Annotated in this window: 12 protein-coding genes; 6 read left to right on the top strand and 6 right to left on the bottom strand. The window is 56.2% G+C overall.

From position 1 onward, the window contains the following. The first annotated feature begins 47 nt into the window (after window positions 1-47). The 5 genes from RBH71_RS22805 to RBH71_RS22785 are packed head-to-tail and all read left to right on the top strand — an operon-like array spanning window position 48 to window position 6,348. The gene (locus RBH71_RS22805; RefSeq protein ID WP_323687507.1) at window positions 48-818 is read left to right on the top strand and encodes a hypothetical protein; all 771 of its coding nucleotides are present in this window, start codon (window positions 48-50) and stop codon (window positions 816-818) included. Then, on the top strand, window positions 815-3,208 hold the full coding sequence (locus RBH71_RS22800; RefSeq protein WP_323687506.1) for a hypothetical protein: 2,394 nt from the start codon (window positions 815-817) through the stop codon (window positions 3,206-3,208). The genes RBH71_RS22805 and RBH71_RS22800 overlap by 4 nt, the downstream gene beginning before the upstream one ends. Next, a complete protein-coding gene (locus RBH71_RS22795; protein WP_323687505.1) occupies window positions 3,205-4,161 on the top strand; it encodes a TniB family NTP-binding protein in 957 nt (318 codons plus the stop codon). Before RBH71_RS22800 ends, RBH71_RS22795 begins: the two co-directional genes overlap by 4 nt. Continuing rightward, window positions 4,154-5,647, top strand: coding sequence for a TniQ family protein (locus RBH71_RS22790; RefSeq protein WP_323687504.1), 1,494 nt, complete (start codon window positions 4,154-4,156; stop codon window positions 5,645-5,647). The genes RBH71_RS22795 and RBH71_RS22790 overlap by 8 nt, the downstream gene beginning before the upstream one ends. Then, the gene (locus RBH71_RS22785) at window positions 5,644-6,348 is read left to right on the top strand and encodes a hypothetical protein (RefSeq protein WP_323687503.1); all 705 of its coding nucleotides are present in this window, start codon (window positions 5,644-5,646) and stop codon (window positions 6,346-6,348) included. Before RBH71_RS22790 ends, RBH71_RS22785 begins: the two co-directional genes overlap by 4 nt. Before the next feature lie 420 nt (window positions 6,349-6,768). On the opposite strand, the gene RBH71_RS22780 is transcribed toward RBH71_RS22785, so the two are convergent. From RBH71_RS22780 to RBH71_RS22755, 6 genes are all read right to left on the bottom strand, one after another. Next, window positions 6,769-7,476 carry a hypothetical protein gene (locus RBH71_RS22780; RefSeq protein ID WP_323687502.1) on the bottom strand — a complete coding sequence of 236 codons (708 nt, stop codon included), beginning with the start codon at window positions 7,474-7,476 and terminating at the stop codon, window positions 6,769-6,771. Between the two features lie 492 nt (window positions 7,477-7,968). Further along, entirely contained in the window at window positions 7,969-10,029 is a 2,061-nt protein-coding gene (locus RBH71_RS22775; RefSeq protein ID WP_323687501.1) for a hypothetical protein, read from the bottom strand. A 65-nt stretch (window positions 10,030-10,094) separates the two neighbouring features. Further along, the gene (locus RBH71_RS22770) at window positions 10,095-11,336 is read right to left on the bottom strand and encodes a metallophosphoesterase family protein (protein WP_323687500.1); all 1,242 of its coding nucleotides are present in this window, start codon (window positions 11,334-11,336) and stop codon (window positions 10,095-10,097) included. Between the two features lie 319 nt (window positions 11,337-11,655). Then, a complete protein-coding gene (locus RBH71_RS22765) occupies window positions 11,656-13,284 on the bottom strand; it encodes an SH3 domain-containing protein (protein WP_323687499.1) in 1,629 nt (542 codons plus the stop codon). A 485-nt stretch (window positions 13,285-13,769) separates the two neighbouring features. After that, window positions 13,770-14,132 (bottom strand): hypothetical protein, encoded by a 363-nt coding sequence (locus RBH71_RS22760; protein WP_003513347.1) that lies wholly within the window; start codon window positions 14,130-14,132, stop codon window positions 13,770-13,772. Between the two features lie 212 nt (window positions 14,133-14,344). Further along, the gene (locus RBH71_RS22755; RefSeq protein WP_003513345.1) at window positions 14,345-14,977 is read right to left on the bottom strand and encodes an outer membrane protein; all 633 of its coding nucleotides are present in this window, start codon (window positions 14,975-14,977) and stop codon (window positions 14,345-14,347) included. A gap of 386 nt (window positions 14,978-15,363) precedes the next feature. Between RBH71_RS22755 and RBH71_RS22750 the strand changes: the two genes are divergently transcribed. Then, window positions 15,364-15,816, top strand: a complete 453-nt coding sequence (locus RBH71_RS22750) for a hypothetical protein (protein WP_003513344.1) — start codon at window positions 15,364-15,366, stop codon at window positions 15,814-15,816. Window positions 15,817-15,824: the final 8 nt, after the last annotated feature.

Here is a 15,824-nt window from a genome sequence, read left to right as displayed (position 1 = left end):
GAGCGGGTATGCGATTCCCGCGACCGGCGGAGCTATGGAAAGCGCAGATGAAGCATATCTTCACCGAACCCTACGAATCGGGGCGCACCGTTAAGGATCGCGCACGCCATCCAACCCTTCCGGGTGTCTTCCCGACAAGGAAGGCAACGACGCCTTGGGTTAGGACCAGACTACCTCTTATGACGGACGGTCTGATCCATCTCGAGACCGATCCGCGGGTTGTCCGCATCGCCGTCTACCCGCCCAAGCTCGAATATTCCGTCTGGCACGATATCTCCCTGCGCTCGAAGGTCAGGACTGTGTCTCCCGATGTTGCCGTCCTTGAAGATGACGGCCATGTCACCGTGATCGAGTACGTTCCCGTCGCCATCCAGGACGAGCGCGCGGGCTTCGCAGAACGTGTCCGTGTCCTCAAGCAAATCTACCGGGAGGAGCACGATTGCGGCTACGCCGTGCATTCCGAGCTTTCGATCCGCATCGAACCGAGAATGACGAACCTGCGCCGCCAGTACGAGCACAGCTTCGTGGATGACCGACCAGCGCTGGAAGCTGTCCGAGACGCGCTCTATCGGCACGGTCTTCCGTCGACGATCGGCGCTGTCCGCAGCGCAGTGAGCCTGCCGCCGCCAGTGTATCAGGTGCTCGGAAGGACCAACGAGGCCGTTTTCACGCGGACACTTGAAGAGATCGACCGCCACTTCACCGCCCTCATGCAACTCGCCCACCGGGGCGAGATCGAGATCGACCTGTCACGTCACTACGACGACAGTTCCGTCGTCCGCTGGCCGCGCTACGGCCGAAAGGAGCCCGCACGATGAGTATTTACGCCAGGCCAGGCGATTTCACTAACTTCGGAAGCCTGCCTGTCGCTATCACAGCAGTTGAACTTGAGGTTCCGAAGCACGACTTTGCTGCCCCGCTATCTCAGCCAGTCTCGATCTCCGTCGACGAGAAGTACATGATCTTCAGTCCCGGCCGCCGCAAGGTCGGGCACTATGCTGTGCGTTCGTGGGATGCCGACGATCACCATGGGGCGGTGGCAACCCTCGTCAACCTATTCGGCGGCGGTACGCTCTATCTCACAAACTATCAGCTTGTGACTCTCGAACAGCAGGGCCGCTTCAAGCCTTATAAGTCGTCTGGCGGCGTCGTAAACGATGGGCAGACTCTTGCACTCAAGGACTGGCAGCGTGAAAGCGCCGAGAAGTGGCTTGGATACGTTACCGAGATTGCCGAAGCAGCCCAACGGCTGGGTCGCCCGGCGGATAAGCCCCTGATCCTCCAGGTTGCGGCTGACCGCGCCGACCGTGTAGGCGACAACCCGCCACCATCCTACAGCCGGCTGAGGCAAAAACTCGCGGTCTATTACGAAAACCACTATGATCCGCTGGTAGCGCTCGCGCCACAGGTGCCGCCGGGCAACAGGATCACGACATACTCGTCTTTGACGGAACAGTTGCTGGAAGACGCCGTCCATCAGGTCAGCTTGCAGACCGAAGGTGACTGGGACGACGTGAAAGCCCTGTTCTCGAAGTGGGCAGCGCTGCCTGAAAACGATGCCGTTGGCCGTGAGGTCTTCGACGGGAGCGGCAAATACCGGGGTCCCTCCGACAGCACTATCCAGCGCCGTTGGGGGAAGGTTGACAAGTTCGTCAAGTACGCAAACACATACGGCCCTGGTCCCGCGCAGGAGAAGTTCGGCATCTATATCCGCCAGGTCCTGCCGGACAGCGCGCTCGACACGGTGGACGTGGACTGGACACAGGCCGACGTCACGGCCCTCGACGACGTCTATCCCGTATTTTGGGAGCGCCCTTGGCTCTGTATCTTCCGCGATCGCTGCACCGCGGCGGTTGTGGGATTTGCGATCTCCTTCGAAGGACCAAGTTATATCGGCACTCTCGCCGCGCTCAAGCATGCGATCTATCCCAAGGACATGTCTGCATTCCCTGGACTGGTCTACCTTCCATATGGCCTGCCAGCGAACGTGGGTGTCGATCTGGCGATGGAAAACCTGTCGGAAAACATGCGTTCGGCTGCCGCTCAGCTGGGCTTCAAAATCGTGGAATACCGCGGCTCCCACGGGTGGGAAAAAGGCGGCGTCGAGCGCGCGTTCAGGGTCATCAACCAGGACGTCCTCCATATTGCCCCCGGCTCGACGTTTTCCAATCCTCAGCGCCGCAAGGAATACGACGACGCCAAAAATGCGGGTTTGCCGGTTCTGACACTGTCGGAGCTTGAGGCCTGGCTCTTGACCTATTTCGCGACGAAGTACCACACGCGCCCTATCAAAGGCATCGGCGTGCTCCGATCGATGAAAGCAATCCCGAACGACAAATGGGCCGCCACAATCAAGCATGCTCCGCCGCGCCGCCCGGTCGACCCGCTCGTCTTTGCGCGCCTCGCCGGCGATTTCACCTACAGGACCATCCAGAACGATGGCATCCTTTGGGATTGTCTTCGGTACGCCGATCCGGGTCTTGCTGTTTTCACTGCCGACCCGAAGCACCGCATGGCGTCGGATCGCTCGGAAACGACACGTTACAAGTGCGTTCGTGATCCAAACGATCTCGCCCGCATCTGGGTTGTCAATCACCACGTCAATCCGCCGACCTTCATCGAGGTGCCTATCTCCGGAGCGGATGCCGCATACGCCATTGGCATGACGCTCTCACGCCACCGCGCTATCAAGAAGGTCTACCGCGACCGTCTGAAAGAGGATGCGGCCTCGGTGACGGACCTTGTATCCCTGCGCGATACGATGACAGATGAGATCAGGGAGCTGAATGAGCGCCGCAAAACCATGCGCGTGAAGCACAGCTTTGAGCGCTTCTTCGCGGGCCTCAAGCGCAAATTCGCGCGCAGCCGCATCGTCGATCCCGTTCATAGCGCTGCCGCAAGCGCCGAGCGTATCCGCATCGACGAGCCGTTTGAGCCCGCCCCGGCAAACAGGTCCCGCATCGATGCGGAATCCCGCCGAGGCAGCACGCCGTCGGAAATCTTCAGCCTCGGCCCGGAGGTGAACGGCGACGGTCATATCGTCCCGATCTCTGGTGATCCGTTCGCGGGAAACGCCGCTGATGTCGAGCCTCGTGCCAGACATGCTCAGGCCGCGCCACCGGCAATTTCTGATCGCACTGACACCGAGGCCCGCACGTCCGCGGCGGACCTCTTCAGCAAGTTCCACAGCGAAGGAGAAGACGAATGAGGGTATTCCCGCAGTTCAACGTTACCCCCATGGTGACCCCCGAGCAGCGTGCCGAGGCAGCATCCCGTTCGCCGGCCGAACGCCAGGCCATGGTCCGCGACGTACTATTCCGCAGCGACGATTTTCTTGCGCGGTTCAAGGACGTCAAGCGGTTCCATCTGCCTGTGGATGGTGGCACCCCCGATGTCGGTCAGGTCGGTGCGATGCTGGGAGACTACCGTAGTGGCAAGTCCTTTGTCCTCCAATACTTCGCGAGCAAGCATCCTCCGGTGCAGACAGAGACCGGCTACCAATACCCGGTGCTTTACGTCGAGGCGCGGCGCGATTGGAACTCGATGTCGCTGGGACGGGAAATCTACGACGCGACGGCCGCCGCCGCGATCCCCAATCTGTCCGCTGCGACCATCAACAAGATGGCGACGACCAGACTCATGAAAATGGGTGTCAGGCTTCTCATCATCGATGACGCCCACGCGATCCTAAACGACCGTGGCCAGCGCAGAACCGTTGCGATGTCGCTGGTCAAGTATGTTGCAGACCGTCGCTTCTGCAATGTCCTGCTCGCCGGACATCCGTCGATCGAGAAGGCGATGATGGAAATTCCGGAGATCGAGGGGCGTGGCGGTCTTCCTCGTTTCCGTATGCGTAAGTACGACCAGAATAGCGTGGAGGACCGCGAGAGGCTCCAATACTTCCTCTACGGCGTGGACCGTCTCCTGCCTTTCCGCGAACTGTCGGGTCTCGGCGAGAACGACTATGTCGCCGACTTCTTCCATATTTGCCGCGGCACCATTGGGTGGCCAATGAACGTCATCACGGCCGCCGCCTTCTTCGCCATCAACGACGACAGTCCCCGCATCACTCTCCAGCACCTGCGACGCGCGGCTGCCGAGCGCCTTTCGCTGGATGCAGATTATGTACCATTCGGCCGTGGAGGCGACCGCCATGCTTGATCGCTTGACGATGCCGTTCAGCAACTGGTCCATCGAGCCTGGGGAAACCGAGGGCGCGCTGGGTTACTTCGCCCGCTTGGTGGACAACGAGGGACACGACAGTATGCGGGTCTACTCGAAATGGATCGAAGTCAACGGCCGCAACATCGTACCTGCGTCGTTGCTGGAAGTCGTGTGCGGTCTTCCGATCTCCGACGATCGCCGTCGTCGGCTTGCACATGCTACTCCGGTGAAACGGGACGGATCGTATTGGCTCGGCGGCCAGCGCTTCACGAAACGTGGTCTGTCATTCAGTCGGCGGCGCTGGTGCGCGGCCTGCCTCGCCGAGAAAGCTTATCATCGGTGCTGGTGGGACATCGTCGCGGTGCGTCGCTGCCCCTACCACGATCTTGAACTCGCCGACCGCGATATTGATAACCGCCCCGTTGGCTGGTGGTGGCCAAGGTTCGACGTGACCAAAAGCGGAAATGAACTGGTAGGCGATCGCCGTCCGAACGTGCTTCGTCGGGGGACGTTAGCGGCCTACCTTCTGATGCGCATGGGCTACGAGGATGCGTGGGAAGCGCCATTGCTTGACGGCCTCGACGCGACGGTCGTGATCGACCTTTGTCATCTCGTCGGCCGCCTGGTTTCGAACTCGAAAGTCGACGCTATCCCCGAACTGACGAGTCGCATGGCGGATGTTGGTTATCGTGCCCTGAGTAAAGATCGTGTCCATCTGGTCAACGTCGTTGCCCACTGGGTAAAAAACAACCTTTCCAGCGCCGAGATCGATCGATCCTATTCGATCGTGTTCGGCTGGGCGTATGATCAGGCGCGTTCCCTGCCGGATGCCTTTGCAAAGCGGATGCTGCTATCGGCCTTCCGGAAGGCGCACGTCACGGCCTTGACGGGAAACCGTGCGGTCGACGCCGATGAGGACGGTATGGTGAGCCTGACTGCGCTGGCTGCCGATCTCGATATGGACCGTCGCGGTCTCGCCAGTCTTGTCAGCGCTCTCGGTCAGGTCGGTGGTGGGCAGCGTGGGAAGCGCCGCGTCTCCTTCGATACGACCCAGATGGCCGAAATCAGGCGCGAGATCGACGCACTGCTGAGCAGGGTCGAAGTTGGCGAACTACTCGGAATCCGTAGCTGGGAAGTGTCGCCGCTGCTGTCTGCCGGTTATCTCACCCCTATTGCGTATGTATCGGGTGATGCTGGCAGAGGGGTGAAATTTCTGCGTCGCCAGGTCGACGACATCCTCCGCTCCATCTCAATGCTCCCCCGGGTATCAACGGGGACATCGAGGAAATTCCGCGCCTACTGCTGCGCCGAAAGACGTCCCGTAGGCGACGTAGCGGTTGCGATCCTGAAGGGGGAAATCAGTGTCAGGCGCATTGATGGCCGCACGGGCTTTCGAGGGATTCATATCGCGCTGGACGGTGGCTATCGAGCCGCCAAGCGTGATCAGTCGGTGATTTCAGATTACGAGGAGCGCTGCGAATGAAGCATAGAAAGACCATCCTTATGTCGACAAGGTCTGTTGCTGTGGAGAACTCGAAACGCCCGGTAGCCGCAAACGAGGCAAGGTCACCGAGGGGCGGGCTCGATAGCTGGAACGACGAGGTGCTGACAATCCTCAGGAAACCAGCATCTCGCGAAGTCTATTGGATTGCGGCCGCCAAGGGCGCGCGTAAACCGGAGTTCACCGATTATCACCCAGGGGTAATCCTGCGGCCTCCAGTCTCTATGTCGCCGATGGATGGCGCAGTCGTGTTCGTACCATTGACGAGCGAACCGCCTCGTGAAATCGAACTGGGTCTTCCACTTCCACCATATTGTCGCCAGCTCTCGGAAAACCCGGGACCGGACAAGGAGCGCACAGTGTGGGCAATCTGCGACAAGGTCATGACCGCCGGCATCTGCAGACTTGAGCGTTATGTCGATTTCAATCGGGGTGGCCTGCACATGGTGCCGAAGGTGTCACAAAGGGACTTCGAGGCGATCCTCGAAGGTGTCGCAAGTGCCATTGTCCCGCTGCGTTCGTTCATCGAAAACCGGGCTGGGGAAAGGCATGCCGCCGAAATGGCTGCACTCATTGTTGAACATGAGCGCCGTGTCGCTCTTGTCGAGGAAGAAATCCTCGAACGATTGACGGCTCCGGAAAATGATCGCAGGGCCGTTGACGGCCATGTTGGTACCCGGTAAACGTTGGGTCTGACCTGCGGGTCGGCAGCCATCTTGGAAACGGGATGTAGTCTCTTTTCTGGCCTGCGGGCCAGCATAAAAGGCAGGGGAAACCCTGCCTTTTAGATTTGCAATCATTTCAATTGCGAGACGAAAGAACTGAGTAAGCAAGCTAAAATGCATACATCAGTCAGATTTTAATGAAATACCCACATCAGCCCATGCAGACCAGTCGAAACGAAAGCTCCGCATCGCATAAAGGGGCGAAAAACCCAATACTGCGAAATAGGCGAATTGACCTATCGCATTCATACCAAAACCCGATACCCAGATTGCTTCGCGAAAGGGCATCCGATTAATGCATGGAGCATTAAGCTCCGATATCGTCGCCAAATCTCATTAGATTCTCCTTCGTTTTCTCTACTTATATGTTGTTAAACGTTAATTTTCAACATCCATGGTAAAATGAAATGTAAAATCCGTGTCGTTTTTGCAGGGATGGACATCCAGATTGTTCACAACTATTGCCGTCTCTCCACATTCGATCACGCCGTTTTGACCGCTCCCAACATGATGGGTCACCTTGATTTTTTGGGTCCCAAGCTGATTGTTAATCTTGACGCACATCTTCCGAGTGAAGCGAATTGCCAATTGTCTATTTGCCTCGTCGACTGCCACCCAATAGACCATCCGATGCTTCACTACGCATTTTGAATGGGGCTTGATTGTGATTTCAAATGGACGAGTGATCTCAGAAGTGAAGGTTTCGCTTCCGCCGAAATCCTTTCCATCAACACGGAGATATGCAAGACAGCAATTGTCTCCACCAGGTGGCGGTAGTGGTGCGTTTTTGTATCCGACCCTAGATGGAAAGGTCACATCAGCGTCCAAGACGTACGATCTGTAAGCGATCTCGGTGTCTTGATTGACCAAGAACATTTTGTGGGCGCTATCGTATTTAACTACGTTCAGGGTTCGCTCAACGCATTCCATATATGGCTCAAGAAGCCCGACCAGCTTTTTAGAGATGTAGTCTATATGAGGTCCCTGCTGGCGCTGCAAAAGGTTGTGGATACGAGTATTGATTAGGTCTTGTTCAGGTCGGGGAAGAGTTACGGCCGCGATAATTAGACCGGTGGCGACAAACATAAGAAGTCCGGCCAGCCAAGAGGCATACACCGCTCCCCAGAAGGTACTTACATCTCCGAACTTTGGAAAAAACAACGGCAATAATACCGTTATGAAACATATCCCGAGGACGCTATAAATAATGAGCTTTCCTCGCCAGTCTCCCCCAAAATACTAACAAATTGTGTTTCAACGAATTCAGAAACAACGATTAACCCCACCAGCCCGAGCGTAACACAGCGACGCAATTCACTTATATTCAACAGCGCACAATTTAGCGTTGTCTTCGCTTCTTGAAGCCCGCTACCCAGCCATGTCAAGCCGAAACGTATGGCTCTGTAGCGTGAAAATTCTTGCATGCAGAATTAGGCGTTGTTTTCTACATAGTTCGGGGCGAGGTGTAGTATGTTTTCTGACGTGCGGGCCAGCACCTAAGGCAGGGGAAATGGTTAATCACCTGGGCGCACGCAGGATAGTAGTCCACAAAATCACCGAAGAATTGGATGACCCAGGTTAGCTTGGTTCACCCAAATCCTTTCTTTCCGCATCGCCATCAAGCAACTTATGTTGCCCAATTACCATGGACACTCTAACGATAAAGTATGCCCCGTCGCGGTTGGTACCAGAAACACCACGAGCAATCAGATCGCCGAATTTCTTCGCCAACTCGACAAGATATTTTGTTTCCTGCTCTTCTCGTCCGTTTAGACGCCATATGAAAGAACTCAGTCTGAATAGGTTCAACAAGCTCGCTGCATCGCCATCATGGGAGAACAGCTTCCAAAGCGCTGAATGGCACCTGTCAAATAGATTGAACATGCGCTCGTGAAAAAGATAGTGGTAAGCGCCGATGAGATTCGCACGATCTGTCGCCGTAAGTCGTTCGACAGCGCCAGACTCTCCTGCGAGATCAACGATGGCCCGCGCGGCATTGTAGAAATCGCCGGTCTTCTTTTGTGTCGTCACGATTTGCTTTAAGACGTCGTCGGTCGGCAATCCCTTTTTGCGGCGGTCTTTAGCAAGGGACAGATTGATCGTATTCGCAAGCGAATGGTTTCCGTTCTTCTGCGCCTTTATGAGGATTTTCTTTAGCTCGGCGATCCGCTCGTCATTATCCTGAAACTGTTCGGCAAGGATCAATCGAGCGTGCAACGCGCGGGATGAATGCCGATCAATCGTTATAGCCCGTTTCGCGGCTTCCGCCGCGCCGTCTTCATCCCCTTGGCTGTCGAGGCAGAGCGCAAGTCCGAGCTGAACGCTTTGGCGTTGCTGTTTACTTAGGTATGTGTCGTCAAGAGCCTCGAAGTTTGTGATAGCTTCATAGTGGCGGCTCGTCATGCGCAGACTGCGTGCGTATTCATATCTCAGCGTATTTGCTTCTCGCTCAAAACGATTGTCATCCGCGATCGCAGCGAGCATGTCTTCGCAAAAGCCCGATACACTGCGGAAATGGTCACCGTCTTGCAACGCATCAACAAATCCTAGCGCAAGTCGGATCGCACTTTCTGCTGAAGTCGAACCAATCCCGTCGAGCGACCGCCTAACGGTCCTCAGTATCAGCGTGCTGGCGTTATGAATTTCGTAAACATCACACAGCGCCTGCTGCACCCGTCTGACCGTCGGTGAGGAGTGGATATCTCCAGCCGACCATTGCCTGCCGAAGTGAAGCTCCAGTGCCTTGAGGTCTATATCCTCCGCCGTTTTATCGTCGATTATATTTCTAACGTATTCCCTCACCGAGCGAGGGACCACCAGCGTCCGGTTCGACTCGGTTTCAGCTCCTTCGAAAGTTGCCAGAGAAACGGAGTTGATCAAAGAACGGTCGGCCAGCGCGTGTGCGTGGGGTACGTCAATTGGATGGGGACCGAGAAACCGCTTCAATCGTCCAAGCTGTTCACCATGAGGCAGGGCACTCAGCGCCAAAAGCAGATTCCAGGCTCTCTGCTCTTGCCTGTCGTCCGACGCTCTAAGTTCTGATACCGTTGCTACGAGAGCGGGTGGCGCTTCAATCAACGCACCGCCCGATGAACTGAAGTCGGGGTTCGACTCCATCAGTTCGTTAAGCGATATCAGTTGCAATCCACGCAACGCGACGTCAATTCGATTTGGGACACCGTCCGTATGACGGAAGAGCTTGGAGGCAATCTCGGGCTTGGCGTATTTCTCGCTTCCGATCTCACTCGCGGCGGCGTAGACGCCGACGTCAGCCTCATCAAGCGCCCTCAATTCCACTTGTTCAAAGGTGGCAAACCGCGTGGTTCGCCGTGAGCGAATGAAAATCAAAGTCTCCGTCGCAAAAGCAGACACAGTTTGCGCGAGGGCTTCGACTTCAAGTTCGAAGCCGCCGTCCATGCTGCTGCTCGAAGAAAAATCAAGGTCATCAAAGATCAGGACTGAAGGTCCAGCGTCAGCGATCGCCTCGCAAATCTCTTGAAAGCTCGTTCTGTAAAGGGTTTGAAGACTTTCGAAGAAACTCTCTCTGGTTCGATAGCCGCTGAAATCAAGCACGAACACAGACAGTGACGGTATACCAAGCCTATCGCGGATGGATGAAACGAAGCCCTCGTGGCCCATTCCCCAGTCGGAAGCAACCCAAACGATGCGGTCCCGGGCCAATCCAGCAAGAACGACGTCCCGTTCTAATTGGCGGACACTTTGGTGAGCTCTGCTGACGATAGTGGTGGAGCGTAGAGTTTCCAGGTCGAATTTAACCGGTCGGCTAAGGTCGACAACCTCTGCAACGGATAGACTTCGTTCAGATTCACTGAGGTTGGTGACCACGTGCGGTGGAGATGCCTTTTTTTTCTGTTCAACGAATAGGGCATTGAAAAGCTGCCCGTATCTTCATCGGCCCCTTGGCTGAGGTCTCGGGCGAGTATCATGTCGCCTCCAGCCACCTCAATCATGGTTCGCGGCCAGACGGTAAGCTTCCTAGTCTGATCCGCGATCTCAATCTCGCAAAGGGAATAGCCTTGGATTCGCTCAATCGCCGCTCCGTAGATTTCCAACCCAAACAACGACGCTGCCTGCAGGCTCCGTCTAGCATGCCCCCCACCATGGGCCACAGTCGTAGTGTCTGGCTTGTGCATGTGTCCGTACAGATGCAGGTCGAAGCGTCCAGCAGGATTGATGTCGTTTTCCCAAGTTGTAGGTTTGTTTGCGTGGAGCCAACTTGGCGGCTGGTGTGTCACGAGAAGGCTTACGTCATTTGAATTGACCCAGTTGTCCGGATTTGAATCCGTGATTGCCAACAGCTGTCGAGCGTCGACGTGAAGACGACCGGTATAGTCGCCGCCCTCAAGTTGGAGCCAGGTCGAATTGAGAGCTGCCACGCCTAGCGCCCCTCGGGGCGTGTCCAAAATGTAAGCGGCGTCGCCAGGCAAAATTCCTGTCTTCTGCGGACGAATGTGGACCCCGGTGTCGATGGCTCGTTTCTGCCACGAACTGAAGTTTTCGAACGCTTTTCCGATGAACGTTCGATAATCGTCACCTTTCTTGTCCCAGAATCGATCTCGTATGTCTGGCCGATCCCAATAGCTTGAGAGAGTAATGGCGTGGCTATCGAGTGAGTCCGGTCGTACGAGATCGTGGTTCCCAGGAAGTGCGATCATTTGCGGGCGGTCTTGGAATTCCGAGACTCGGTCCATTATCCTAGCCATGATTTCATCGAACTGATCAAACTCTTCAGCCGCCCCTTTCTGAACCAAGTCGCCTGAAAATATGATCAGGTCGATCTCGCCAGCGCGTCGCAAGACCTTCTCGAGGTCTGCATCCAGTAAATGTCCAGAGCGTGGCCAAAGATGTTCCTGTCCTTTTACTCCGACGTGGATGTCGCTGAAATGTAGCCAGCGAAAACGGTTGGGATTGTCGGAAGAGGACATGCGATTTCCATGCAAGATGACGTTGTATAAACAAGTCTACGTTCTCAGAAACGGACGTGCAATCTCTGATCGAGATCATCACTGCCACAACTCTTTTCTAAGCAGATTTAGTTCCGACGCAACCTTTTGTCATTAATCATCGCGTCCGTCCGCCTGATCTGCGCCGTCGAAACCGTATTCTCTCCGATCCATGCCGTTGGCAACAGTTTGATCACGGGCTCCTCGGAGCCATTGTAGACGACCGTGCCTTTGAGGTTCAAAAATAGCGGACGTGTTGGTTTCTTCGGATAATCGGCAGTTCCGACGCTGGAGTCGACGGTTAATTTCCCATGATCGTAGAATTCGCCATCCATCCAGACGTTTTGACATCTACCTGGACACGGCTCCATCCACCTTTAGTTTCCATGACGGAAACCTGCCCTCCTTTAGGGACAACGATCATCACAGCGAATTTGGTGCCAGGTCCCTCGCGCAGATTAGCGTCGGTCTTCGTATAGCGGATTGCGGCGGGCTCCGCTTTGTCACTGGTGGACGGCCCCGACTGAACCATTTCGGTTTTGTTGACCGTCGGCACTTGAGGCGTGGGTTCAATTTTGATTTTCTCGGGCAGCGCCCCATCCTTTTCTCCTGCGGCCAGCGTTTCGGTTGTCTCCGCAACAAAATTAGGTGGCAATCCGGCATCCGCCTCCTTGTGACGGGGGCCGAAAAAGATGGCAAGTGCCGGAATTCCGACCAGAAGCGCGAGAACTGTCAGTAATGCTCCCTTGAGGAAACTGCCTTTCCTTTCCGTGGCCTTGACGGGAGCGACATCCACGGCATCGTTCGCAGGCGCTGGTGGCAACGCGACCGCAGGTTTCCGTTCCCGAGGCAGCGCGGCGAGCATCCGGCATCCATCCACAAAAGCGGCCACCACCCCGGTCCTGGAAAACTCCACGAGTTCGTTAACGCCACTGTTGCTCGTGAGGTGCATTGTTTCGTACAGGCAGATTGGAATCTGCCTGTTGTCTTTGAAACGCCTGTCGGGACCGCCGCTCTTGTTCGGATGCTTCCAAGTGTGATCTACGATCGTGGCGTCGCTTGGGACGCGCTCTGTCTCGATGAACATGGAGTCCTGCCAACGCACGTTCAAGTCGGCGTAGCTAACGGCACCTACCCGACTACCGTCCTGCACAAGCACAATATCGGGCATGAAAAACATGACCTGCCGGCCCACATGCAGAGCAGGAGGCGTGACGTTGCTCTTGATAACCGACGGGAGGGTATAGGCGAGCTTGGTCGATTTCCTGTTTACGAGGTGGGAAGCTCCTGCATTGCGCTTCCACGCTGCTAGACTTTGGATAGCGCCTCCGGCCTCGATATGCCATTTGGCAGCACACCCGTTCAGGCCGTCATACCCTTCTGTCAGCCGCCCGTAGGCTGTTTCCGCGTCACCTTCTAGGTCATAGTAGAGTACGGTTGTCCTGCGATAAGAATCCAGCCAACTGCCGATCGCCCCCGCTGGTAGCGCCACAGCGCAAATTAGCAATCCAGGTCCGCCCGTAGCGAGGGCCGCCACCGCACCTATTGCGAGAGCGGTCAACGAAAGGGCCACTGACATGCGGGTCTGCTGCGCCTTGGAGTTTATCTCGTCAAGGAGTTCCGAAAAGGAAGTGTCACGCATGTGCATGACATCGCCGGAATCGATCTCGATCATTTCGACATCACCGTTGTCGAAAGTAACCTTCGGCAATGCTTGTTGTTGTGGCAAAACTGGCGATTGCAGACTTCCTCCAGCATTACCAAGCGTCGCCCGATAGTAGAGGCCGCCGCGACCAGCATGGATGTAGTGTCCCCGAGGACCGGTTCCTATCCGTAGGCCTTTCACGCCTACAGAGACACCGACCCCAGACTTGGAGAAATTGAAGCGGAATGGACCCGCCGAAACCGATTTTCTAACGTAGAATGGCAATTGCGCCCCCGCACCAAAGCCTCCCCATGCTTTCGCGAGAAGACGCGTTCGTCGTGCAGAGGTTGAGCGCAACTATCGATTAGGTAGCGAGAACAAGCAAGTATATTGAAGCCTTTGATTGCAATCGGAGGAAAGGCTTCGCTTGGGAACTTTCAATACGATCGCGTGGGACCGTTCCAGCACCGGGGTAGGCCTCAGGATTATCGATTGTGAGAAAAGGGCTCTGCAGGAGCAACGAATGTGACGACAGTGTCAGCCATTGGTGACGACAGCCCAAGGAAAGTTCAATGTTTTCAAAGGTGCGAAAATCGTCGCATGTGACGAACTACATTTCCTTATATTTTGAACGAGTTGGTGCGATTCCGTATAGCAAGTCGATACATCATCGATCATTGCGCATTCCTTGGATTTTGCTCATCCAACAAAAAATCCGACCAGCCATTAAGACTGGTCGGATTGTTCATTACGGATTTTCAGCTATGGGGTCAGTCGCAGACCCGCATGCTTTCGGTGTGCCAGCCGCCATCATAGGAATTGGGAACGCGGCGGTCTTCGAACCAGCAGCGTGGGCGGGGCGGCGGTGGTGGCTCGTAGTAGCGGGGACCGCTGTTACCGCCGTTGGCGATTGCGCCGCCGATCAGGCCGCCGATAACGCCTGCAGCCAGTCCGCCGGCAATCGCAGCACCATCATTGTGGCGGCGGTGTTCGCGATAGGGCGGTGGGGGCGGGCCGCCACGGTCGTAGCGCGGACGATAGGGATAGTCCTGCGCGGCAGCGGTGCCGTAGGACGCGAAGACGCTGCCGGTGGCAACCAGCGCGGCAAGGGTTGTAAGAATGATCTTTTTCATCGAGGGCTACTCCATAAGCCTGCTTCGGGAGATAGAGGCTCATTATGCCCGCATGATGGCACGGGCCGGCTGAACGGTCCGTGAATATCTCATTTTTGCGATGTTCACATTTTCCACGTTTTTAGAGTCTCAGGGCGAAGCTGGTGGGGCGTTCCGACAAAGAAAAAGCCCGGCACTTGGCCGGGCTCTTTTGCTGACGTTTGTCGACGCTATCAGAACTTCACACCAAGGCCGACCTTGACGGTGCTCTGGTCGAAATCGGTGTTGACGCCGAAGATGTCCTTGTCGCCATAGTCATTGTAGCGATATTCAATCCTGCCGAACACATTGTCGGTGAAGGCATAGTCCAAGCCAGCGCCGACGGTGTAACCGTTGAACGTGGTGCTATCCTTGCCGGCGCCAGGCGTTTCGATGAAACCGCGCGTCGCTGTCCAGCCGGCGGTACCATAGATCAAGGCACGGTCGAAAGCGTAACCGACACGGCCACGAACAGAGCCCTGCCAGTCGGTGCCGATGTTCACGCCGGCATAGTCATTGTCGTTCCAGTTATAATCGACATCGCCTTCGATACCGAGGACGAAATTATTGTCGAACTGGTAATTGTAACCGGCAAAAGCGCCCAGAATGCCGCCATCGAAACTATCCGACGCGACGGGGCCGCCAGCCGAAAAATCGCCGTTCGCCCAGCCAGCGCCGCCTTGAATACCAAGATACGGACCAGACCAGGTAAATACCGGCAGGGTTTCCTGCGCGACCGGAGGCGCCGGGGTTTCGTAGACGGCATCCGCAGCCATCGCGGTGCTGGCGGACAGGGCCAAGAGTGACGTTACGATCAGCGTTTTCATCGTTTTTCTCCCTGAGCTGATTGACTTCTATAACATATATTAGGTGCATTTAATATGGGTTGGAGATCGGCGGTTCCAAGGGGCAGATTGTTCCCTCGAGTTGCCGGCCTTCCTTGCCCAAATCGCGACGTTTTTTACCGCCCCGTCATGCTGTTCTGATGCGGCGAACGCCTTCAACGGCGTTTGGTTCCTTTCGCCGCCTTGTCAAAGCAACGGAAGCGGGGTCACGCTTGGTTGTCTTGACAGCGAGGGGCACGACCATAGAGTTGTGCCTGTCTGCGGCAATGCCGGTGCTTCGACACCTGGATAGGGCTGATGTTGCGGGCAGGAATGGGCAAGGGAGGACAGGATCGCATGCGGGTTAGTTTTTATGGGGGAGGGGCGACGTGATTGTCGGAGCCGTTCTCAGTGCCATTCTTCTTCTCACCCTCATCGCGTTTCCGCGGCACCTCAAACCGGTCGTCATCTGCCTGCTGTTGATCTGGGGGACCACCGCCGCCTTTGTCATTTACGACTGGCAGCGCGGTAGCCAGCGGCTCGACCATGTCATTGCGACGGCTAGCTTCGATGCGGCGTGCACGGATGCGGCATTGCCGATCCGCGTCAGCTTCCGCAACGACAATAATGTTGCCGTGCAGCGCCTGACCTATACGCTTGAAGGGTTCGAGCCTGCCTTCCGCGCCTCCGTCGCCTTTGATCCCTATCAGGTGAGTGAAAGGCGGATCGAGGCTGGAGAGACATTTGCCGCGTGCCGCTCTTTCCGACTGCGCAACAATGAAACGGTAGATCCGCAACGGCTGGAATGGCGCGTCACCATCGTTTCTGCGGAATTCGATTGAACGGCTGT

This window comes from Rhizobium sp. AN68, assembly GCF_030758035.1.
Lineage (GTDB): Bacteria > Pseudomonadota > Alphaproteobacteria > Rhizobiales > Rhizobiaceae > Agrobacterium > Agrobacterium tumefaciens.
Note: the sequence above shows the minus strand (reverse complement) of the source record. Positions and strands in the feature narration are given on the sequence as shown.